Below are 20,363 nucleotides of genomic sequence, written 5' to 3'. Positions count from 1 at the left end.
AACCGGGTTTCTGCGTTGATTTCTCGTTACCTGTCCGCAAAACTCGTAGAAACCCGGTTTCTGCGTTGATTTCTCGTTACCTGTCCGCAAAACTCGTAGAAACCCGGTTTCTAGCTATAGCAACCTTCTTAGCTTTTAAGACATAGATAACCTCATGAATAGAACCCGAAACCCCTCTACCCTAAACGGTTTGATTCCCATATCCAACTGTCAACTGTCAATTGTCAACTGTCAACTGCTATACATATCGCGATGAGCTTTTTCTGAGCATAGTGCCAGATATCGCATCTAACCGATCGCAGCCGAAAGCACTTGGCCGGCTTCGTCCAAAGTGCTGCCAAAACAGATAATTCCGTCCTCGTGACCGGCCATCGCCAGAATCTTGCGATCGGCCAAATTCTCTTCCTCAAACAGTCTAAACATTTCTAAGGCCATTTGAGGAGTGCCGTAGGGTATCTCTTTTCTAGTAGTAGGAATCTTAAACAGCAGTTGCTGCCATAGTTGAGGATTGTGAACGTGAATTATCGCGCGCACATCATCTCTGCGAAGGTACAGTGCAGCGTGAGTCAGGGACTCCGACGAAGCTGGTACCCGGCCCCGGCAGCCGAGTAAATTTTGTTCTAAGTTAAATTCGGTGACAGTACAGTAGGATTCAGGCCCCAGATTTGGCAAGTGTGCCGTCTGGGTGCCTGAAATCACGAACTGGGAAGAATTGCCAATTCTGACGCTGATGTTACCAAAACCAATACCATTTTCGTAGACGCCAATTAGTCCCCAAGAGTGGAGTCGATCGCGCCAGTCCATCAAATCTGCTATGTCTCGGGCAGCTATAGGGTCTGCCTCTTTCCAGTCGCAGCGGTACTTAACGACTCCTTCATCCATGTATTTTCCTGCAGGTTGCGAGCGCGACAGACACGGGCCTGGCCCCGACTTCACCGAAGCTGTCAAACTGCTTTTTTGCCGGCTGGCTATAGTCTACATTCCAGTATCGCCGTAATTGGCGATCGACATTAGCAAAAAGTAAACTACGCAAGAAGAACAAATTATTCCAAACATCATGGTCTAGCCTCAACACATTGCAAAATTTGAATATGAGAACGCACGCTTTCTGGCTGGGAGTTTGATTCCAGGCTCTTGCTCGATCGAGTTTCTTCAGTGAAACTGTCTAAAATCCCTGAACTATTTATCGCTCAAGACTACAGCATTTATACTGAGGTGACTGACCCCTTAAGACATATTTAACGGTCTAGTCGCCCTTTATCCGGGAACTTAGGTAAAAGCAACCGTAATTTTACTTATTTTTTATTATACCGATCTTTAAGCGAGCGGAACACAAAAATCAAATATTTTTTAACAAATTACAAAAAAGGTAAGCCGACCGGGACGTTGTTAATTGCTGAAACCCTTGCTATTATTGTTTCTGACTTCGATCGCGACGATAACTGAAGCCTTCTGACTTCAACATCTGCTCGCCCCAAAAAGGCAAGCCGATCGAGCAGCGATGCGGGCGATCGGCCAAGGTTCTGTGTTAAGCGCGATCGCCCGCAGCCCTTTAAATGTGGAAGTGATACAAGATACTGCCGTCGTCTTTAATTTCGCAATTGGCATTAAAGACTTCAGCTTGTTGGTTCAAAAAACGCTGGGCGACATCCGGCGACAGCCGCGTCTCCATCGCAAACCGCACCAGAGTGATTTCGCCGCTGCCTTCTTTGATCAGTCGGTACAAAGCACTTTGGAGCCTTTCGCTCTCTTCTCGCTCAAAAGCTGTTTTGTTCTGCCAATCCGCCACCGAAGGAATCAAACCGCGGCTGACCAAAATCGCCAACAGCAGGCCAACTCCCAAAATTAGAGGCACAGTCGGATCGCTCGTGGGCGTCGCCACAATTTGCGGCGCTGTAGCCGCAGCCAAACTGCTCACCATTTCTTTTTCCGACGCTTGCGTATCCGCCATCGCAAGCTGAGTCTTGTTGTAAACGTCTTGCTGAAGCTTCATTTGCTGCAACAGGCGAGCGCGCTCTCTTTCGTATTGGTCGAGTTGTTGCTGAGCTTGTTTCAGGTCTTGAGTGACTTGTGCCAAGCGTTGGTTGAGCGACTGATTGACTGATTGCCACCGATATCTGTTAATCAGGCGGCTTTTTTCAACCATGCCCTTCATTAACATATCCGCCGTTTGCACTGCTTGTTCCCGATCGAGCGATCGGTATCCAACAGCAATCTCTAGCGGTTGTTCCGGCTTGGAAATCTGGACGCTAGCATTTTGTCGAACTTGAGAAGGCGACAGCTTAACTGCATCTGCCACTGCTTTGACAACATTATCTGCCAGCAGAACATCCGGAGTCAGTTGCTCTCCCTGCTTGAGAATTGTCGTGCCCGTGCTCGAAAATTTGACGGGCGGATTGTTAGAACCCAGAGTGCCTTGAGCCATGAATCCGGGCGGCGGAGCTAGGCGGTAGGCAAGGGCCCCTGAAATACCCATAATTACAGCGAAACTGCCTAAGGCAATCCATCTGTACTGATTTGCTGAAGATCTAAAACGTAAATTTCCCATTTTGATAGTCAAGTCATAACATATGCGGCGTTGCAGCTAGTCCCAAACCAAAGAGCGATGGTCTCTTTCTTTTGAGTGAAATTGACTGCTGAAAAATCACTCAGATTGTAGCGAAAAGCTCTCAGAGCGGCTTTTCCGAGTTGCCAATATTCATGTTCCCAAAAAAGCATCGTACTTGTGTGTTATCGTAACTATAACCTCAGCTTTTATCTTTAGGAATTACTCAAAGAATTACTCGGTGACAAGGATTCAGGAAGTCGGCTGCCACCTGCGGAGCCTCTCGCGAGAGTGATATCTTGCGGAGCCTCGCCGTGTTTGTTGACCTTCAAAACTTTCACCTTGCCTGCGGAGTCAATCCTCCAAATATTTTACTTCTTGCTGTGCGTTTTGCGGAAGCTATCGGGCAGATGCGTCGTTACTCGATCGCAGATAATGGCACGTCGCAATAAATTTTTACTTTCGCCATCGCGGCGACGTTAGTTGTGTCGCAGCACTTCCCGAAAGTCCCAGACGTTGCCAAGCTAGATACTTTTTCTAACAGCATATTTCAATCGGTCACACTTACAGAAAGCCCAGCGATCGCGCCTACAGATTGTATCCCCTAAAATCCGGCTCAGCGAGTAACAAACTGCTAATCCGTGCCCGATCTTCTCAAATAAGAGTCGGTCAAACAATGAAAAAAACCTTAAATATTATTCCTAAAAAGTTACTAGCCAAGAATTATACCACGCACTCCGAGTGTTTGCTACAAATAAAAAAAGTTGTGGAGCCGGCCGCCAGACCTGCTCCACATCAAATGATGGTTTGACAAAGGTACGATCGACCGTACCGACGAAAGTTCAGAAGCCGATCGGCAAAATAAGACCCTCGCGGGCCATAACTGCCTTGGGAAAAGCGATTTGCACGTCTTCGGCGATGCGGTCGAGAAAATCGTCGGTATGAGCCGGATCGTGGTGAAAAATCACCACCCGCTTCACCCGGGCCTCCTTAGCCATTCTCACCGCTTCCTGCCAAGTCGAGTGTCCCCAACCCACCTTCGGAGACTTGGGGTTGTGATATTCCTCGTCTGTGTACATCGCGTCGTAAATCAGCACGTCAGCGTCGAGGGCTAAATTGTAAACATTCTCATCTAGGCGATCGGGAAAATGTTCCGTATCCGAACAGTAAACAACAGAACGTCCCTGCCAAGTCACCCGATATCCCATAGCAGTATTCGGGTGATTCAGAGAACCCGTCCTAATCTCAATATCATCCAGCATCATCGTCTGGTTGTGATTGAGTTCGTAGAAATTCAAATCTGCCTGCAAGCCCATCAGCGGCACCGGCGAATTCGAGTGCAGCACCCGTTCGACGAAGTGCCGTTTCATGCAATCTCCATCCGGCGGAGTCGCCCCGTAAATATCAAAGCTATTGCCGCGGATGAAAGCTGGGGCGAACAGCGGGAACCCTTGAATGTGATCCCAGTGATAGTGAGTAAAAAACATATAAGCTTGCACGGGCATTTCTTGCAGCAACTGGTCTCCCAGCATCCGCAAGCCTGTTCCGCCGTCAAAAATCAAGCGTTTTCCACCGATTCGCATTTCCAAACAAGAAGTATTTCCGCCGTAGCGAACAGTTTCCTCTCCGGGTGTCGGAACACTGCCCCGCACGCCCCAGAACTGTACTACAAAATCATCTATACCTTTTATTGCTTCGGAGGGTTGAGGGCAATCAACGGGATTTGCCACTACAGAGGACAAGCTGATTTCCATTTTAAAATTCAGACTTTAAGGTTCCACATTGTCCGTGATGGCGCAGCAAATGGTCGCACAAAACTAAAGCTACCATCGCTTCCACCATTGGCACAGCTCTTGGCAAAACGCAAGGGTCGTGCCGTCCTTTGGCAGCCAGCAGCGTTGCTGCGCCCTCTCGGGTAACTGTGCGCTGCTGCTGGCGAATTGTCGCCGTTGGCTTGAAAGCCGCCCGCAGAATGATATTTTCACCGTTAGCAATGCCGCCCTGAATTCCACCGGAGCGATTCGTCACTGTACGAATTGCACCCTGTTCATCAGTATAGTATTCATCATTGTGTTCGCTGCCCAAAAGCCGAGTCCCGGCAAAGCCCGAACCAATTTCAAAGCCTTTGCTGGCCGGCAATGACATGATGGCTTTGGCCAAGTCGGCTTCGAGTTTGTCGAATACGGGCATTCCCAGGCCTTTGGGTACGTTGCGGGCGACGCATTCGACTACACCGCCGATCGAATCTCCGCTATCGCGCACTTTTTCGATCAGTTCAATCATTTTGGTGGCGCATTCGGCATCTGGACAGCGGACGATGTTGCTTTCTACTTGTTCTAAGGTAACAGTGTCCGGGTCGGCGACGCATTCTAAGTCTTTGATTCGTTTGACGTAGCCGACTATTTCTACTCCTGCTGCTTGAGAGAGAATTTTTTTGGCGATCGCCCCTGCTGCTACTCTACCTATTGTCTCCCTTGCCGAACTTCGACCTCCGCCTTGCCAGTTACGAATTCCGTACTTAGCATCGTAGGTAGCATCAGCGTGGGAAGGGCGGTAAGTTGTCGCCATTTCGCCGTAATCTTGGGGGCGAGTGTCTTGATTGCGGACTAAAATGGCGATCGGAGTTCCCAGAGTTTTGCCTTCAAACACTCCCGAAAGAATTTCGCAGGTATCTGCTTCTTTGCGGGGCGTGGTAATTTTGCTTTGTCCGGGGCGGCGGCGATCGAGTTCCGCTTGAATTTCCGATGCGTCGATCGACACCAGGGGCGGGCAACCGTCAATTATTACTCCGACACCGCCGCCGTGAGACTCCCCAAATGTCGATATCCGAAATAGATGCCCAAAGGTATTGCCCATGATGCTTTTGCCTGAAACTTGATAATTTTTACTTTAACTGGAAGATAGATTTCTCACATATAGATTTACTGTATTTCTGAAGAATCTAGCATTGACTGGGAGGCTTGCGGTCGATCGCGCACCACAGAAGTTCGATCGCATCGGAGAGTCGGAGAATTGGAAGAAGAGGAAAATCTCCCTTCTTCCCTTGCACTGACCGCAGTTACATCCGTTACATCCGTTAAAAAATCCGTTGCCGAACTTCCTTCATCTTTAATCTTCGTGTTCTTCAAAAGGATCTCTTAATTCCTTAGCGGGAGGGCCGAAAGCCGTATAAATCGAGAAGCCGGTGATTGCCACCAGACACATACCGAGAGAAATACCGAGAACTGCTGCTGGTTCCATATTTGGGAGCGATTATGAGTGATCCCCTCTATAATATTACAAAAAATAACAATTCGTCTAAAAGTCTAGTAATTTTAGGCGCGGTACGGTATGGCAGCGTCCGAGTGCGGCAGGGAGAATGTCCGAGGGTTCGAGGGTTCGAGTGTCCGAGTCGGGGACTCGGGGATCTAAAAAATTGCGATCGCAATTAGGGGTGGAAATATGTCAAACTTTTCTGTAGAGATTCATTGCAGGTGACTTATGGCACAACGGACTTGGTTGGGAGACAGACTCAAACCCCTTAACTCAGAATACGGCAAGGTAGCCCCAGGTTGGGGAACCACCCTATTGATGAGCGTTTTCATCGGACTGTTTTTCGTGTTCTTGTTGATTATTTTGCAAATCTACAACTCTTCACTGATTCTGGAGAATGTGGATATGGATTGGTCGAGTCTCGGCCGCTAAAATTTGAGCACCGAAAAGTAAGGCTAACAGTAAAAGCTGAGGGTAGAGGAGAAAGGGTAAAAGCTAAGTTTTCCCGTTTTTCCTTGCCCTTTCCCGTTACGGGCTGGTTATTAAATGCTAACTAATTAAACAAATTGCAGGAGAAACAAAATGAATATTTTTGGCATTGGTTTGCCGGAAATGGCAGTAATTTTTACGATCGCCCTATTGGTATTCGGCCCGAAAAAGTTACCAGAAATTGGTCGCAGTTTCGGGAAAGCACTTCGAGGCTTTCAGGATGCTTCGCGGGATTTTGAGTCGGAATTCACGCGGGAAGCTAAGCAGTTAGAAGAAGCAGTCGCCAGCAAAAAGCCGGAACCAGAAAAACTCGCGGCTGCTAAGGAAGATACCGCAGATAGTTAAATGAACAACACTCAGAAGTCGGAAACTCCAGCGGAGTTAGTGATTCCTCAGCTAATTGTGGGTTTGGGGAATCCAGAACCAAAGTACGATCGCACGCGACACAATATCGGCTTTAATGCAGTAGATGCTTTGGCTCAAGCTTGGCAGATTTCGCTGTCGGAAAATCGCAAATTTCAAGGCATCTTCGGCGAGGGAAATCGGCCGCGCGGACAGAAAATCCGGTTGCTGAAACCGCTGACGTACATGAATCTGTCGGGCCAATCGATTCGGGCGGCGGCGGATTGGTACAAAATACCTGCGCCTGCGGTATTAATAGTATACGATGATATGGATTTGCCGATCGGGAAAATGAGAATCCGGCTAGCCGGTTCAGCGGGCGGGCACAACGGCATGAAATCCACAATTTCTCATTTGGGCACAGACAAATTTCCCCGATTGCGGATTGGCATTGGCAAACCTCAAAGCGATCCTGCTAAAAATGATAAAGATACGATTTCCTTCGTCTTAGGAAAATTTTCCTCAGAGGAAAGTCAGTTAGTGGAGAAGATGCTGAAATTGGTTGTAGAAGCTGTGGAACTTAGCCTGCATCAGGGAGTAGAAAAAGCCATGAGCCTTTACAACAATCGTACCATTGCAGCAACAAACGCGGAAACAAAAGAGTGAGTTCGAGACGTTTACCTGAAACTACTGCATATGTCCGGGTTACTGGTCAATCTTGGCAGAAAGGCACGATTGAGGGTGAAGTAAGTGCCGGCAGTTTTGAGTGGCAGTTTCAGTGGCGTTTCACGGCCGAAAAAACACTGATACTCGAGCCTTCTCAGGGTAGGGCATTGATTCAGGAACCGCTGCACCGTTTTCTAGAGAAATGGGATTATCAGCTTGAACCCGGGGGGGATTATTCGTTTACAGTTCGAGCTCAGTTTTAATAGTCAGAAACCGGGTTTTTTAGATAATACTTCGTTACAACACCCTAAACCTCTCAAAAACCCGGTTTCTTTGGCCTAGATGCTACGAACTAAGAAACCGGGTTTTTTCCGAGATTTATGGTTTTCAACAAGTATTTTCGTAAAAAACCCGGTTTCTGGCCTCTGATGAAATGCGGGATAGTCAATTTGTTTGTGTTGATTCCAGCAACTCTTGAATTAAAGCAGGCGGGGTTGCTTCTCGGTAAGCGCCGCAATAATACATCGTCAAAACTGCTTTGTAAGCCCAGTGATTTGATGGCACATCGGTGAAAGGATTTGGCAGAGTTTCCGCGCGATTGAGCACGCAAGCATTGAGGATTTGTTCGCGGGTTGGCTGGACTTGAACTAAAGAGTTATTTTGCTTTGTTTGTGCAGGAATTTGTGCTTGTGCGGGAGATGAACAACAGGCACTAACTAGCAGTATAATTGTGGAAACGATTCTGATTTTAAGCATCTAATTTCCTCTTGTGCGACAATAGATCCTAACTTCCACTCCCTGCCCTGAAAACTATGCCGAGTCGTATTCTCCGCAATCGTTATCAAATTATCGAACTCTTGGGACAAGGCGGTTTTGGCGATACTTACCGTGCCAAAGATTTAGACTTACCCGGACAGCCCGACTGCGTTGTCAAACATTTTAAACCGAAAGACCCCAATCCCGACATTTTACCAATTGCCAAACGCTTGTTCGACAGTGAAGCCGAAACCCTGTACAAGTTGGGCAAGCTACACGACCAAATCCCCAGCCTTTGGGCCCACTTTGAGGAACATGGAGAATTTTATTTGGTTCAAGATTTTATCGAAGGACACGACCTTGCGAAAGAACTGATTCCGGGCCAAAAATTAAGCGAATCGCAGACTATTATATTATTGCACAATATCTTAGAAGTTTTAGCGATTGTTCACCGACAAAATGTGATTCATCGAGATATTAAACCTCATAACTTAATGCGCCGGCAAGATGGTAAAATTGTCTTGATTGACTTTGGGGCTGTTAAGGAAATTGGCTCGTTGGTTGTGAATGCTCAAGGGCAAACAAGCTTTACCGTTGGGATTGGTACTTCTGGTTATATGCCGAGCGAACAAGCGAAGGGCAAACCTAAACTGTGTAGTGATGTTTATGCAGTGGGAATGATTGGAATTCAAGCATTAACAGGGAAAACTCCTGAGAGCTTACCAGAAGATCCAAATACCGGAGAGGTGGCTTGGCGAAATCAGGCTCAAGCGAGCAACAATTTAGCTACTGTTTTAGATAAAATGGTGCGCGACAATTTCAGCCAGCGTTATCAAAATGCAAACGAAGCATTGCAAGCAATTTTATCTTTATCGCCACCACCGCTACCACCGCCACCACCACCGACACCGACAAGGCGAGGTTTTTTACAATTAGTCGGTTTAAGTGGAGTAGGATTTGTCGGTGCAGTTGTGAGTCAAAACTTAGGGAACAAATCGGCTCAAACTCCAACGGATAAGCCATCGTCACCGATATTACCGAAGGATACACCATCTCCTTTGCCATCTTCAGAAACCCGACAACCAGAACCACCATCACCAACAACCCCAGCGCCAAAAGAATCATCAAATCCCCTAAAAACAGTTAAATTTGAAACGGTGACAGTGAATTCAACGGGGCAAATCACCAACCGCCGCCAAAGTCAAGCACAGGTTTTTACAGAAACTATCGCCAAGGGCATTACTTTAGAAATGATCGGAATTCCTGGGGGCAGTTTTGTCATGGGTTCCCCCAATACCGAAGCAGAACGAAGTAAAAATGAAGGATCGCAGCATACTATTACTGTCGCCCCTTTTTTTCTGGGAAAATATGAGGTGACTCAGGATCAATGGCGTGCTGTGGCAGGTTTGGCAAAAGTCAAGATTGACCTCAATCCTAATCCCTCTCATTTTAAAGGTAATAATTTGCCTGTTGAGCAAGTATCTTGGAATGAGGCTACAGAGTTTTGTGCGAGGTTATCTAGGCTTACTCGACGGAATTATAGACCGCCTAGCGAAGCCGAATGGGAATATGCTTGTCGTGCAGGAACGACGACACCTTTTTATTTTGGGGAGACTATTACAACCGATTTAGTCAATTGTCGGAATTACCCTGATGATTCTGCACAGAAAGGAATCTATCGTCAAAAAACAACTACTGTGGGTAGTTTTCCACCTAATACCTTTGGATTGTACGATATGCACGGAAATGTCTGGGAATGGTGTCAAGATGTTTGGCACGATAATTATAACGGTACGCCGACTGATGGTAGTGCTTGGGAAACTGGTGGAGATAGCAAATTCCGCGTGCTGCGTGGAGGTTCGTGGTTCGACAAAGCAGTCCATTGCCGCACTGCCTACCGCCACAGGCTCTCTGTGGATGGATCTTACAGGCACAGGGGTTTTCGTGTTGCGCTGGCTTTGGCTGTCGCTGTGTCCCTGTGAGGACTTTTGTGTGCTCTTTTGCCCTTTAGCTCTTTACTCTTTTTTCTTTTCCCTCTTGTGCTTGTCGCCAAAGGCGACTCAATTTATTCTTGGGAAAATCACTATCACTGTGCCAATATTGTTATTCTGTTGTACAAAATTAGGTTTATACGATCGCCCTTACGCACTAACAACCGTAGCTTGACCTTTAACTACCTTAGCTAAAATTGCCAAAATATTCGGCACCACAGGCTTCAAATCTGCCAAGCGGTTAGAGGATGCTTGCCAAACAACCACGGCAATGTTAAACTGTGGCAGATTTTGCTGAAATGACAATTGCGATCGACCGTAATAAAAACATCAAACTCTGCCTCTACTAGAGCCAGAAGTTGACCATTTTTAATTCCTGCCCATCCCATCTGTGGAACTGTTTTTACCTCATAGCCCACAAACTCTTTTGCCAATCTGCGATCGATACACTCATCCAATATCAGCTTCATTCTACGCCACCATCGCGATCAATTGTTTTCTAAGAACTTCCAACAGAGCAATTACTTGCTCCCTAGTTACAGTGGGAAATCCCTCTAAAAAATCATCAATTGACTCTCCGGCTTCTAAATAGTCAAAAAGTGTTTGGACAGGAACCCTAGTGCCAATAAAAACAGGAGTTCCGCCCATGATTTCAGCAGAAATGCTAATCATCTGAAAATTTTGAGACATAAGCCTAAGCCTGTTAAGTTACATCAACGATCGTGAAGCCCGGACAAACCCAGCCTATCTTTGCTAGCCTCTCCTTTTAGGACTAATTTCAAATAATAATTCAGCCCGGTAGAAGCAGACATCAAACTCCAGAAAGAAATTCATGTGTGCCAGAATTAATGGAGCATTCCTGTCTTTTGTCCAAGCAAAAGCTAAATCGACTGGAGGAAAGCGCTCGATGTTCGCTCTCAATACCAAGGCCCGCGCCTCAAACCTAGCCAAATTGTTTCCTAATGGAACAGAAAGTGTTTGACGTTCCCAAATTGCTCCTAATCTTAATCCCATTTCGTAGGGCAATACGTTAACACTAGAACCTGTATCTAGCAAGCCTGATGCACTTAAAGAGCAATTCTGATAAGTTAAAGTTAGTGGCAAGTAAGGCAATGTACTTAATGCACCCAGTTGCGGAGCGATTTCGGTAAACGCAAATCTGACTTTATCAACCATGTTTTACTGCTTTTTCTTCTGATAATGCCTTTGCTAATACAGCAGCGGCTTCAAAAGAGTTGTAGGAATTAGTGCTAGATACTTTGCCTTGCTCTTCTAGCGGAACTATACCTGATTCTTGCAGTAATTCTGATATGATAAAATGCAGTAGTAAAAGTTTGTCAGCGTGAGGCAAATTCTTCAGGTGTGGTAGAAGTTCAGCAAGCTGCATAAAAAATTCCCAAGATTGGTTCTAGAGTAGGGTCTGATCTATTATGGCACTTTCAAGGATTGATTAATACGATCGCCCTTTTGAACGTTCGGACATCTGCCGCATTCCCACAGCCAACACGCTCAAAAACAACAGCCCGATCGCACCAGCCAACGGATTGCCGTTAATTCCAGTCACCCAATCGGGGACAGAGCCAGAATATCGCACTAACTCTCCGACGTTAATTATATAATATCCCCAGACGATACCTGTGTGAAAGCCGATCGGCAAACCGAGGCGATTTTGACAACTTCGCTTTGCCCAGACCAGTATCAAACCCAACAACAACAAGCCCGGAAACTGAGGCCAAGTCCGCAGCATTCCCTCCACGGATTTGATAAAATGAGATAGGGCAAACACCAGACTGTTCGCCCGCACAGACATCGGATAACTGTAATCCCGCTGCAACTCGTCGAGCAACCAACCCCGGAATATCAACTCCTCAAAAAAACCGACTGCAAAGGCGCTTAATAGCCCTTCTGCAATGATTCGAGGCAAATTATGAGAATTTTGCCATGCGACAAAACCGAGCAGTCCTTGCACCAAAAATAGGGTGAAAGTAATCGAAATGCCGATCGCCAATCCGATCGAAAATTCAAAACCGTTTTGTCGCGTATTGATTAAACCGTAACTTTTGAGCAATTGCGTTTGTCCGTAAACCTGTTTTCCCCAGCGCGGAAGTAGGAACAGAAATTCGGCAAACAACAATCCCATTGTCAGAATGGTTGCTAGGTTGCTATCTTTAACTAACAGATAAATTGGTGCGGCTAGCGGCAGCCAGATTGCTGCTAAGATTAATAGGAAAATTATTACACGTAATGGAAATGGATAATTGGCAAATTTTATGGGGTTAATCATTGTTGTAAATTAGTTGAAATTGGGTAAATTGGATTCTCCGATATTCCGACATTCCGACATTCCGACATTCCGACATTCCGACAGGGGTTGAAAACCCGTGTCTCATAGCGCAAGTCCTCTGAAAGAAAACTGAAATTCCTCACATCATCGAGGTTCGCAGTCGGTTTCAACCGACTTTGGCTATGAGACGGGGATTTAAATCCCCGGCGGACTGGTGGGTGAATGCGATGTACAAAGCCCACAGAAAAAGCTAGAATAGCATCATATCGGTAGAAACTTTAAGCAAAGCTATAACATCAGGTAACAATGACTGAAGTATCGGATTTTTCAAATGTCGATCGCGAATTAGATGACACAATTTTAAGCTTCGCAGACATTCAAGCAGAACTCAACCTGCGCCGCGCCAAAGATGCTCTGCGAGATATAGTAGAAAATCTCGATTTGACAGTACAAGAGCGAACTGGACTGGAGCCGGAAATTGGCGGCTTGGAAACCATGCTGGACAAGCTAGAGCGCGCTTGCGTGCAAATCGCTGTGTTTGGGATGGTGGGAAGGGGAAAATCTTCGGTTTTGAACGCGCTTTTGGGTCAAAATGTGTTTGAAACGGGGCCGACTCACGGGGTGACTCGCACCACAACTATCGGCCAGTGGGATGTCGGAGATGGTGTTGATGACGATTTACCCGATCGACTTTCGCCTGTTATTTACCGTTTATCGCAAGTAGAATTAATCGATACTCCGGGAATAGATGAAGTTGACGGCGAAACTCGCGAACTTTTGGCGCGCCGCGTCGCGCAACAAGCAGATTTGATTTTGTTTGTGGTGGCTGGCGACATTACCAAGGTGGAATACGCAGCGCTTTCGCAGTTGCGGGAAGCCGGAAAACCGATGTTATTAGTGTTTAATAAAATTGACCAGTATCCCGATGCAGATAGACTGGCAATTTATCATAAAATCCGGGACGATCGCGTCAGAGAATTGTTATCTCCCGATGAAATTGTGATGGCGGCGGCTTCACCTTTGACAGCGCGGGCGGTGCGCCGTCCCGACGGAAGTATGGGCGTGCAAATGACTCGCAGTTTGCCACAAGTGCAAGATTTAAAATTAAAGATTTTGGAGATTTTAGACCGGGAAGGCAAATCTTTGGTCGCGCTGAATACGATGCTTTGTGCGGGGGATATTAACGAGCAGTTGGTGCAGCGGAAAATGGAGATTCGAGAGGACAGTGCTAATCGCATTATCTGGAATGGGGTAATGACTAAAGCTGTGGCGATCGCCCTGAATCCAGTTACTGTCATCGATCTGCTCAGCGGTGCGGTAATTGATGTGGTGATGATATTAACTCTATCTAAAGTTTACGGCATTGCGATGACCGAAGCGGGCGCGGTGGAATTGCTGCAAAAGATTGCGATTAGTATGGGGGGAATTACTGCGGGCGAATTGTTGGCTAATTTTGGTTTGAGTTCTTTGAAAGGATTGTTGGGTTTGGCGACGCCTGCGACCGGGGGTTTGGCTTTGGGGCCTTATGTTTCTGTGGCTGTGACTCAAGCTGCGATCGCTGGGGTTTCTTGCTACGGAATCGGTCAAGTTACTAAGGCTTATTTGGCTAATGGTGCTTCTTGGGGAGATGATGGGCCGAAGGCTGTTGTGAGCAAGATTTTGGCTTCTTTGGATGAGGATTCTATTTTAAATCGGATTAAGGATGAATTGCGGGCGAAGTTGGATTTGGGAAGTGTGGAAAAACAGCAATCTCATTGATTGTTTTTGGGAATTATAGCGCTCGTAATTTCAGTTCGCAAGTCCGCAAGTCCGCCAGGGGTTAAAACCCCTGTCTCATAGCTTAAGTCGGTTTCAACCGACTGGGAAGATATTATAATGGTTGTTGAAAAATATGTTTTTCAGTCCTCTTTAAGAGGACTTTCGCTATGAGACGGGGGTTTTTAACCCTCGGCGGACTTGTGGATTAGCGCCCGGTTCTGTGTTACTCACAAACCAATTACCAATTACCAATTACCAATTACCAATTACCAATTATTATATGTTATTAACTATATCTACAACTCGCGTCCCTGCTACAGATTTGGGCTATTTGCTGCACAAACATCCCGATCGCCTTCAATGCTTCCCGATGACTTTCGGACAAGCCAGCGTGTTTTATCCTGAAGCAAATGCAGACAAGTGCACGGCGGCTTTACTGTTAGATGTCGATCCGGTTGGTTTGGTGCGCGGCAAGTCGAATTCGGGCGATCGCCCGCTCGAACAATACGTCAACGATCGCCCCTACGTTGCCTCTTCGTTTCTGTCTGTAGCCCTCGCCAAAGTCTTCAGTACCGCCCTATCCGGGCGCTGCAAAGACCGCCCAGAGCTCGCAGAAACTGCCATTCCGCTCACAGTTAAGCTGTCGGTTTTGCCCTGTCGCGGCGGCGAGAAGTTGCTGCGCCAAATGTTTGAGCCGCTGGGCTATCAAGTGACAGCAAAACCGCTGATTCTTGACGAACAATTTCCCGAGTGGGGCGCGAGTCCTTACTTTGCTGTGGAACTGCAAAATACACTGCGGTTGGCGGATTTGTTGAGTCATCTTTATGTACTAATTCCTGTCTTAGATGACGATAAACATTATTGGGTAGGCGATGATGAAATCGAGAAGTTATTGCGGCACGGCGAAGGTTGGTTGAACGCGCATCCCGCCCGCGAACAAATTGCTAACCGCTATTTGAAACGCCAGCGCCGTTTGACGCGCCTTGCTGTGGCACAATTAGCAGAGGAAGATAATACCGATCCTGAAAAAGTCGAAGTTTCTCGTGCTTTAGAAGAGGAAGTTTTAGAACAGCGAATTAGCCTGAACAAACAGCGTTTAGAAGCTGTGATGGCTGTTTTAAAAGCCAGCGGTGTTCAGCGAGTGGTAGATTTGGGCTGCGGTGAGGGAAAACTGCTGCGATTGTTTTTAAAAGAAAGTGCGATCGTCCAAATTACCGGAGTCGATGTGTCTTTTCGGGCGTTGGAAATCGCCAAGGAACGATTGCAGGTCGATCGCTTTTCTCCCGCACAGCAATCTCGCTTACAATTGATCCAAAGTTCCCTGATTTATCGGGACAGCCGCTTGACGGATTTTGACGCAGCAGCGGTGATTGAGGTGATCGAACATCTGGATTTAGAACGGTTGGCTGCTTTTGAACGGGTTTTGTTTGAGTTTGTGCGGCCGAAATTTGCGATCGTCACAACTCCCAATGTTGAATATAATGTTCGGTTTGATAACTTGCCGGCGGGCAAATTTCGCCACCGCGATCACCGTTTTGAGTGGACTCGAAAGCAGTTTCAGACTTGGGCGAATGAAGTTGCCACACGATTTGGATATCTGGTAGAGTTTCGATCGGTTGGAATAGAGGATTTAGAAGTAGGTTCGCCTACCCAAATGGCAGTATTTACCCAACAGGTATAATTCCTCAAAACTTACGCACCTACTCTATCTATATGGTAGCTGCAAAAAAGGATGGCCTATGTTACCGACAGATTTATTGCCCAAGGCTCAACAGATCATCGATCGACTGGCTGCGATCGACTACGAAAACCCGAAGATTTGCGAACAGCGAATTCGAGATGCGTTTTCTCAGCATTTAATAGCACTAAATCTCCACGATCGCTTTGTTGAAATTTATCACTCATTATTTGATGCCTTTGATGTGGCATGGGAGAGTACGTTTGATGCCGAGTGGCAGGCAGCGATTGAGGCAGCAGAGAAGGCTGTGAGTGATGCGGCGTTTGAGGCGGCGAGTCAGGCTGCGTCTGATGCTACAAATAATTTCATGAGTGATGTGGCGATGGAAGCTGCGAGGCAGGCTGCGTTTGATGTAGCGAGTGCTGGGGCGAGTGATGCTCCACATTTTGGCGCGGTTAAGGTAGCGTGGAGTTCTGCGTTTGAGACAGCCGAGAAAGCTGCGAGTGATGCTGCATTTAGGGCTGTGAATAAGACCGCTAGCGATCGTCTGTGGAATGCTGCGTGGAATGATGGGTTTAAAGTGGTGTTTTATAAGGCGTGGGGTGATGCGACAGACGCTGTGAAGAAGGCTGCGAACGGTGCTGCGCTTAGGACTGGGTGGGGTGAGGCGTGGAATGCTACGTTTAGGGCTGGGTGGAAAGCTTGGAGTGATTATGCCAGCGATCGGGCGTTTAAGTATGCACTGGAGGCAGTGAGCCATACTATTCTGTCTGCGTATATTGCGGCGAGGGATAGGGCGAGGAATGCTGCAATAGAGGCTGCATTCGATGGTGATTGGAATGTTGTGAGAGGGACTGCAAAGGATACTGAGACGGTTGTTGAGATGGCTGTTGAGAGCGTCAATTGTACGAGTGGCAGCCCTCAACACGATCGATTGTGTGCCGTGTGGATGCCATTGGTAGATGGGGTTGAAGCAGGGTTGTTTTGTTTTTGGGTGACAACAACAAAAGTTATTGCCTTGACCCTTCCAGTAATGCGAATTGAAAACAATGGACTTCATCGGCTTCACGCAGATGGTCAACCTGCTGTTCAATGGTTAGACTGGGAGTGCTACTATTTTTGGCGAGGAACCCAGATTCCCCAAAAGTACGGAGCAGTCTTGTCTAGGGAGTGGCGATCGCAATGGCTACTAGAAGAACCAAACGCAGAACTTCGGCGTGTCTTGATTCAAGGAATTGGTTACGATCGCATCGTGCAAGACCTTGAAGCCGTAGAACTAGATACTTGGCGTGAATACTCCCTGTTGAAGATTCAGGCAGATATCGATGACGAACCGATTCATCTGTTAAAAATGACTTGTCCTAGCACGAATCATATTCACGTTTTGCGGACACCACCTGATATTACTTCGGCGCGAGAGGCGATCGCTTGGTGCAACTGGGATATTGACCCAGAGCAATTTTCTGTTGAGTCATAATCACTCGCTTCTCAAATTAAGGATAAAACTATGTTGCCAACCGATCTATTACCCAAGGCTCAACAGAGCGTCGATCGATTATCTGCGATCGACTACGAACACCCGAACATTGACAAACAGCGAATTAGAGATGCGTTTTCCCGACATTTAAATGAGCAGGAGCTTAATTCAGTTCTGTCCTACCAACAACACTCATCAATCAGGAGTATTTACCATGTCGCAATTCAAACGCCTTAAGCATAGTTGGTATAACAAAGCCTGCCATTATGCCGAAAATAGAGCAGTAGCAGAAGCAATCTCTAGCTTACAACGCGCTCTTGAACTCAATTCAGATTTTGCCGATCACCTTGCAACTGACAAAAGTTTCGATTGCCTTCGCGATTGCGAGGGATTTGAACAGTTGTTAAAAAACGAAGCTTGTAATTCTAAGGAATTGTTGAAAAATGGACAATAATACTGCAAAAGACGGAAACGCACCTAAAGCTCTTGAACCAATTCAAAGAGCAACAGTTGAGGAAATTCTGGAACTTTATCCAGATCATCCTCAAGCTTCTGCTATGCTGTTAAATCACTATAACAATGCCCCTGATTGCCATGAACAAGAGGCAATTTTTCGGCAAGTTATGACACTGGCTGATTACTATCGAGATCGTCGTCTTCCTCTCGAGCTGCTACAGGATAGGGTGGAAAATGATATCTATGACGGGCTCAGACAGGCAGCAGTCGAAGCAATTGGTAAATATTATCGGGACGATCCGCAAACTTATTCCTGGTTGTGCGATCGCGCTCAAAATTCTGAAAATGAGTATGTGCGGTTTGCCGCAGTTGAGACAATTGGTGAATATTATCAGGATAATCCCCAAACGTATTCCTGGCTGTGCGATCGCGCTCAAAATTCTGAAGATAAGTATGTTCGATATGCCGCAGTTGATGCAATTGGTAAGTATTATCAGGATAATCCCCAAACGTATTCCTGGCTGTGCGATCGCGCTGAAAATTCTGAAGATAAGCATGTTCGATATGCCGCAGTAGTTGCGCTGGGTGACTACTACCAGAATGAGCCTCAAACGCTAGCTTTATTACGCGATCGCCATCACGATGAAAATGATCAGATTCAAGAAGCAGCATTGCGGCAAATTAGCGAACACTATCAAGATGATCCGCAAACATTACCATTGTTACAGGGCTACGTGGAAAGCGATAGATGGCGTTTGAGAAAGATCGCCATGAATGCACTTGCCGAACATTACACAGACGATCCGCAAACTTTTCCACTGCTACTCCATAAACTCCAAGATCCTGGCTCTCATCTAGCAATCGAAACAATACAGCTCCTTGCCAAATACTGTCGAGACAATTCCCAAACCCTACCGATCTTACAGAACTTTATCCAATCTCTGATTCAAAGCAACGATCGGTCTCTGAAAAAGCAGGCGGTAAAGGCAATGGAAGCAGCAACTGAATATTATCGGGACGATCCGCAAATTTTACCCTTGTGGCTGGAACTCGTCCAAACGTATCATGATGCTGACTATTCTCATGAATTGGAGAAAGCTGTAAACCTGCTTGTTCAGAACTACCGCGAGCATCCACAAACCTTGGCTGTGTTACATCATCTTCTTAAACAAGAACGGGTGGTTTTCAAAGAGAAATTCATAGCACTCCTGGTTGAACATTATCGGAACGAACCACAAACTCTGCCATTTCTACTCGACATTGCTCAGAATGATGATGGCATTAATCAAACACGCGCCCTACAATGGATGGCTCATTTCACAGACAATCTTGAAACTCTGCCATTGCTACGCCAATGTATCGATCAATATATTCAAAATCAGCAAAGTTTCGCCTATTTCTGGGTCATGGATACGATTGGTGAATGCTATGCCGGGGATTTGCAACTCTTCTCTTGGCTGAAGGATTTAATTGATAATGCTCAAACCCCCAATGAATTACGTCATGCATCCGTGAAAGTGCTTGGCGAACATTTTTTGAGTAACTCTGAAGCTATCGAATTATTGAACGAACTTGCTGTTCATGAACCAGATGAGCAAATACGATTGACTGCCTTTCGTGGAATTGCCAAACACGCCCAACAAACAAAGAGCGATCGCCCTGACGAATCAGAAACCTCACCAGAGATTTCAATCGAAATTCCAGAAATTCCTACAGATTGCGACGGCGACTATACTATGTTGCGTGACCTGCTGAAGGCTCAACGATGGCAACAAGCTGAAAGAGTCACATATGCTCTGATTCGGGAAAAGCTGGGACGAAAAATAGGTAGTGTCATCCGTTTGGAAGAGGTGTTAACACTTTCCTCCCAAGAGTTGCAAACCATCGATCGACTGTGGACAAGCACCAGTTGCGGGCACTTTGGTTTCAGCGTCCAACGAGAAATTTATCTCCAATGCGGTGGCACGCTGGATGGTAAATATCCCGGCGATGAAGTTTGGCAGTCATTTTGTCAGCGCGTTGGTTGGATCGTAGCTGGCTTTTTAGGTGAGTATGAGGACATTAAATTTCATCTTAGTTCTCCAGCAGGACACTTACCGCTCTGGGCAAATGTGGGAGAGTATGGAGATTGTCGGTATGAATATATCTTCTCTGACCGGAAACCTCCTGAAATCGATTACACCAAATTACGCAATCTCCTTGCAGTAAAGCAATGGAAAGAAGCAGATTACGAAACCTATCTGCTCATGTTGCAAGTCGTCGATCGAAAACCGAGAGAGACAATTTCGGATGAAGAGTTGCGCTGCTTTCCCTGCACTGAACTCCAGACACTTGACCAACTTTGGGTTGATGCCAGTCAAGGGCGGTTTGGTTTTAGCATTCAAAAAGATATCTATTTGCAATGTGGTGGAGTGCTTGATGGTCAGATTTCTCCTATTGAAGTTCAGCAAGAATTCGACACTCGAGTCGGCTGGCGCGTTGATGAAAGTAGCATTTGGTTTGAGGATTTAACGTTTAGTATTGAAGCTCCTGTAGGACATCTGCCCACACCTGTTTGGCGTACATATTATCCCAAAATCGTTGGGGGTGTCACCATTATCCGTGATTTGTATGCTTGTATTTTCCCGCGCCTTGAAGCTTGCAAAACTTCATAGTGGCTCTCACTAGGG

The 20,363-nt window shown here is 46.5% G+C and carries 23 protein-coding genes; 11 read left to right on the top strand and 12 right to left on the bottom strand.

The genetic code is table 11. The features are described 5' to 3' along the window. Positions 1-288: 288 nt before the first annotated feature. Entirely contained in the window at positions 289-882 is a 594-nt protein-coding gene (locus tag QUB63_RS17175) for a class II aldolase/adducin family protein (protein ID WP_332946470.1), read from the bottom strand. 670 nt (positions 883-1,552) lie between these two features. Further along, a complete protein-coding gene (locus QUB63_RS17170) occupies positions 1,553-2,476 on the bottom strand; it encodes a hypothetical protein (RefSeq protein WP_332946468.1) in 924 nt (307 codons plus the stop codon). A gap of 383 nt (positions 2,477-2,859) precedes the next feature. Between QUB63_RS17170 and QUB63_RS17165 the strand changes: the two genes are divergently transcribed. Next, positions 2,860-2,997, top strand: coding sequence for a hypothetical protein (locus tag QUB63_RS17165; RefSeq protein WP_332946467.1), 138 nt, complete (start codon positions 2,860-2,862; stop codon positions 2,995-2,997). 390 nt (positions 2,998-3,387) lie between these two features. Here the strand turns inward: QUB63_RS17165 and QUB63_RS17160 are convergent, their stop codons facing one another. From QUB63_RS17160 to psbN, 4 genes are all read right to left on the bottom strand, one after another. Beyond that, positions 3,388-4,299: an MBL fold metallo-hydrolase gene (locus tag QUB63_RS17160; RefSeq protein ID WP_332946466.1), complete on the bottom strand. Its 912-nt coding sequence runs from the start codon at positions 4,297-4,299 to the stop codon at positions 3,388-3,390. Position 4,300: 1 nt separating this feature from the next. Then, entirely contained in the window at positions 4,301-5,401 is a 1,101-nt protein-coding gene (gene aroC / locus QUB63_RS17155) for a chorismate synthase (RefSeq protein WP_332946465.1), read from the bottom strand. 65 nt (positions 5,402-5,466) lie between these two features. Then, positions 5,467-5,673, bottom strand: coding sequence for a hypothetical protein (locus QUB63_RS17150; protein WP_332946464.1), 207 nt, complete (start codon positions 5,671-5,673; stop codon positions 5,467-5,469). Then, entirely contained in the window at positions 5,654-5,785 is a 132-nt protein-coding gene (psbN, locus tag QUB63_RS17145; RefSeq protein WP_193971847.1) for a photosystem II reaction center protein PsbN, read from the bottom strand. The genes QUB63_RS17150 and psbN overlap by 20 nt, the downstream gene beginning before the upstream one ends. A 240-nt stretch (positions 5,786-6,025) precedes the next feature. Between psbN and psbH the strand changes: the two genes are divergently transcribed. The 4 genes from psbH (at position 6,026) to QUB63_RS17125 (ending at position 7,557) form a co-directional block, all read left to right on the top strand. Next, complete coding sequence (gene psbH / locus QUB63_RS17140; protein ID WP_332946463.1) at positions 6,026-6,229, top strand: photosystem II reaction center phosphoprotein PsbH; 204 nt, start codon at positions 6,026-6,028, stop codon at positions 6,227-6,229. A 150-nt stretch (positions 6,230-6,379) separates the two neighbouring features. Continuing rightward, on the top strand, positions 6,380-6,631 hold the full coding sequence (locus QUB63_RS17135) for a TatA/E family twin arginine-targeting protein translocase (protein WP_332946462.1): 252 nt from the start codon (positions 6,380-6,382) through the stop codon (positions 6,629-6,631). Beyond that, positions 6,632-7,294: an aminoacyl-tRNA hydrolase gene (pth, locus tag QUB63_RS17130; RefSeq protein ID WP_332946461.1), complete on the top strand. Its 663-nt coding sequence runs from the start codon at positions 6,632-6,634 to the stop codon at positions 7,292-7,294. Further along, complete coding sequence (locus tag QUB63_RS17125) at positions 7,291-7,557, top strand: DUF3146 family protein (protein ID WP_332946460.1); 267 nt, start codon at positions 7,291-7,293, stop codon at positions 7,555-7,557. Before pth ends, QUB63_RS17125 begins: the two co-directional genes overlap by 4 nt. Before the next feature lie 181 nt (positions 7,558-7,738). Here the strand turns inward: QUB63_RS17125 and QUB63_RS17120 are convergent, their stop codons facing one another. Next, positions 7,739-8,050 (bottom strand): S-layer protein, encoded by a 312-nt coding sequence (locus QUB63_RS17120; RefSeq protein ID WP_332946459.1) that lies wholly within the window; start codon positions 8,048-8,050, stop codon positions 7,739-7,741. A gap of 56 nt (positions 8,051-8,106) precedes the next feature. Between QUB63_RS17120 and QUB63_RS17115 the strand changes: the two genes are divergently transcribed. Then, the gene (locus QUB63_RS17115) at positions 8,107-10,032 is read left to right on the top strand and encodes a bifunctional serine/threonine-protein kinase/formylglycine-generating enzyme family protein (protein ID WP_332946458.1); all 1,926 of its coding nucleotides are present in this window, start codon (positions 8,107-8,109) and stop codon (positions 10,030-10,032) included. Positions 10,033-10,265: 233 nt separating this feature from the next. Here QUB63_RS17115 and QUB63_RS17110 read toward each other — a convergent pair whose 3' ends face one another. From QUB63_RS17110 to QUB63_RS17090, 5 genes are all read right to left on the bottom strand, one after another. Further along, positions 10,266-10,511: a DUF5615 family PIN-like protein gene (locus QUB63_RS17110; RefSeq protein WP_332946457.1), complete on the bottom strand. Its 246-nt coding sequence runs from the start codon at positions 10,509-10,511 to the stop codon at positions 10,266-10,268. Position 10,512: 1 nt separating this feature from the next. Next, the gene (locus tag QUB63_RS17105) at positions 10,513-10,713 is read right to left on the bottom strand and encodes a DUF433 domain-containing protein (protein WP_332946456.1); all 201 of its coding nucleotides are present in this window, start codon (positions 10,711-10,713) and stop codon (positions 10,513-10,515) included. 81 nt (positions 10,714-10,794) lie between these two features. Continuing rightward, on the bottom strand, positions 10,795-11,217 hold the full coding sequence (locus tag QUB63_RS17100; protein WP_332946455.1) for a hypothetical protein: 423 nt from the start codon (positions 11,215-11,217) through the stop codon (positions 10,795-10,797). Beyond that, positions 11,210-11,428: a hypothetical protein gene (locus tag QUB63_RS17095; protein WP_332946454.1), complete on the bottom strand. Its 219-nt coding sequence runs from the start codon at positions 11,426-11,428 to the stop codon at positions 11,210-11,212. Before QUB63_RS17095 ends, QUB63_RS17100 begins: the two co-directional genes overlap by 8 nt. A gap of 63 nt (positions 11,429-11,491) precedes the next feature. Further along, positions 11,492-12,325 (bottom strand): CPBP family intramembrane glutamic endopeptidase, encoded by an 834-nt coding sequence (locus tag QUB63_RS17090; RefSeq protein ID WP_332946453.1) that lies wholly within the window; start codon positions 12,323-12,325, stop codon positions 11,492-11,494. Positions 12,326-12,631: 306 nt separating this feature from the next. Between QUB63_RS17090 and QUB63_RS17085 the strand changes: the two genes are divergently transcribed. The 5 genes from QUB63_RS17085 to QUB63_RS17065 all read left to right on the top strand — a co-directional run bounded on the left by QUB63_RS17085 (position 12,632) and on the right by QUB63_RS17065 (position 20,348). Continuing rightward, positions 12,632-14,083: a GTP-binding protein gene (locus tag QUB63_RS17085; RefSeq protein ID WP_332946452.1), complete on the top strand. Its 1,452-nt coding sequence runs from the start codon at positions 12,632-12,634 to the stop codon at positions 14,081-14,083. Positions 14,084-14,303: 220 nt separating this feature from the next. Then, positions 14,304-15,764, top strand: coding sequence for a 3' terminal RNA ribose 2'-O-methyltransferase Hen1 (locus QUB63_RS17080; protein ID WP_332946451.1), 1,461 nt, complete (start codon positions 14,304-14,306; stop codon positions 15,762-15,764). Positions 15,765-15,822: 58 nt separating this feature from the next. After that, entirely contained in the window at positions 15,823-17,238 is a 1,416-nt protein-coding gene (locus QUB63_RS17075) for a DUF6745 domain-containing protein (RefSeq protein WP_332946450.1), read from the top strand. A gap of 214 nt (positions 17,239-17,452) precedes the next feature. Further along, complete coding sequence (locus QUB63_RS17070) at positions 17,453-17,692, top strand: TPR end-of-group domain-containing protein (RefSeq protein ID WP_332946449.1); 240 nt, start codon at positions 17,453-17,455, stop codon at positions 17,690-17,692. Continuing rightward, a complete protein-coding gene (locus tag QUB63_RS17065) occupies positions 17,682-20,348 on the top strand; it encodes a GUN4 domain-containing protein (RefSeq protein ID WP_332946448.1) in 2,667 nt (888 codons plus the stop codon). Before QUB63_RS17070 ends, QUB63_RS17065 begins: the two co-directional genes overlap by 11 nt. Positions 20,349-20,363 lie beyond the last annotated feature (15 nt).

The sequence above is a fragment of the Microcoleus sp. ARI1-B5 genome, assembly GCF_036705795.1.
Taxonomy (GTDB): Bacteria; Cyanobacteriota; Cyanobacteriia; order Cyanobacteriales; family Microcoleaceae; genus Microcoleus.
The sequence above is the reverse complement of the archived record's forward strand: the minus strand, read 5'-3'. Positions and strand labels throughout refer to the sequence as shown.

Coding starts and splice junctions, on each gene's coding strand:
- QUB63_RS17175 (WP_332946470.1), bottom strand. CDS start 882: ATGGATGAAGGAGTCGTTAAGTACCGCTGCGACTGGAAAGAGGCAGAC.
- QUB63_RS17170 (WP_332946468.1), bottom strand. CDS start 2,476: ATGGGTATTTCAGGGGCCCTTGCCTACCGCCTAGCTCCGCCGCCCGGA.
- QUB63_RS17160 (WP_332946466.1), bottom strand. CDS start 4,299: ATGGAAATCAGCTTGTCCTCTGTAGTGGCAAATCCCGTTGATTGCCCT.
- aroC (WP_332946465.1), bottom strand. CDS start 5,401: ATGGGCAATACCTTTGGGCATCTATTTCGGATATCGACATTTGGGGAG.
- psbN (WP_193971847.1), bottom strand. CDS start 5,785: ATGGAACCAGCAGCAGTTCTCGGTATTTCTCTCGGTATGTGTCTGGTG.
- psbH (WP_332946463.1), top strand. CDS start 6,026: ATGGCACAACGGACTTGGTTGGGAGACAGACTCAAACCCCTTAACTCA.
- QUB63_RS17135 (WP_332946462.1), top strand. CDS start 6,380: ATGAATATTTTTGGCATTGGTTTGCCGGAAATGGCAGTAATTTTTACG.
- pth (WP_332946461.1), top strand. CDS start 6,632: ATGAACAACACTCAGAAGTCGGAAACTCCAGCGGAGTTAGTGATTCCT.
- QUB63_RS17120 (WP_332946459.1), bottom strand. CDS start 8,050: ATGCTTAAAATCAGAATCGTTTCCACAATTATACTGCTAGTTAGTGCC.
- QUB63_RS17115 (WP_332946458.1), top strand. CDS start 8,107: ATGCCGAGTCGTATTCTCCGCAATCGTTATCAAATTATCGAACTCTTG.
- QUB63_RS17110 (WP_332946457.1), bottom strand. CDS start 10,511: ATGAAGCTGATATTGGATGAGTGTATCGATCGCAGATTGGCAAAAGAG.
- QUB63_RS17105 (WP_332946456.1), bottom strand. CDS start 10,713: ATGATTAGCATTTCTGCTGAAATCATGGGCGGAACTCCTGTTTTTATT.
- QUB63_RS17100 (WP_332946455.1), bottom strand. CDS start 11,217: ATGGTTGATAAAGTCAGATTTGCGTTTACCGAAATCGCTCCGCAACTG.
- QUB63_RS17095 (WP_332946454.1), bottom strand. CDS start 11,428: ATGCAGCTTGCTGAACTTCTACCACACCTGAAGAATTTGCCTCACGCT.
- QUB63_RS17090 (WP_332946453.1), bottom strand. CDS start 12,325: ATGATTAACCCCATAAAATTTGCCAATTATCCATTTCCATTACGTGTA.
- QUB63_RS17085 (WP_332946452.1), top strand. CDS start 12,632: ATGACTGAAGTATCGGATTTTTCAAATGTCGATCGCGAATTAGATGAC.
- QUB63_RS17075 (WP_332946450.1), top strand. CDS start 15,823: ATGTTACCGACAGATTTATTGCCCAAGGCTCAACAGATCATCGATCGA.
- QUB63_RS17070 (WP_332946449.1), top strand. CDS start 17,453: ATGTCGCAATTCAAACGCCTTAAGCATAGTTGGTATAACAAAGCCTGC.
- QUB63_RS17065 (WP_332946448.1), top strand. CDS start 17,682: ATGGACAATAATACTGCAAAAGACGGAAACGCACCTAAAGCTCTTGAA.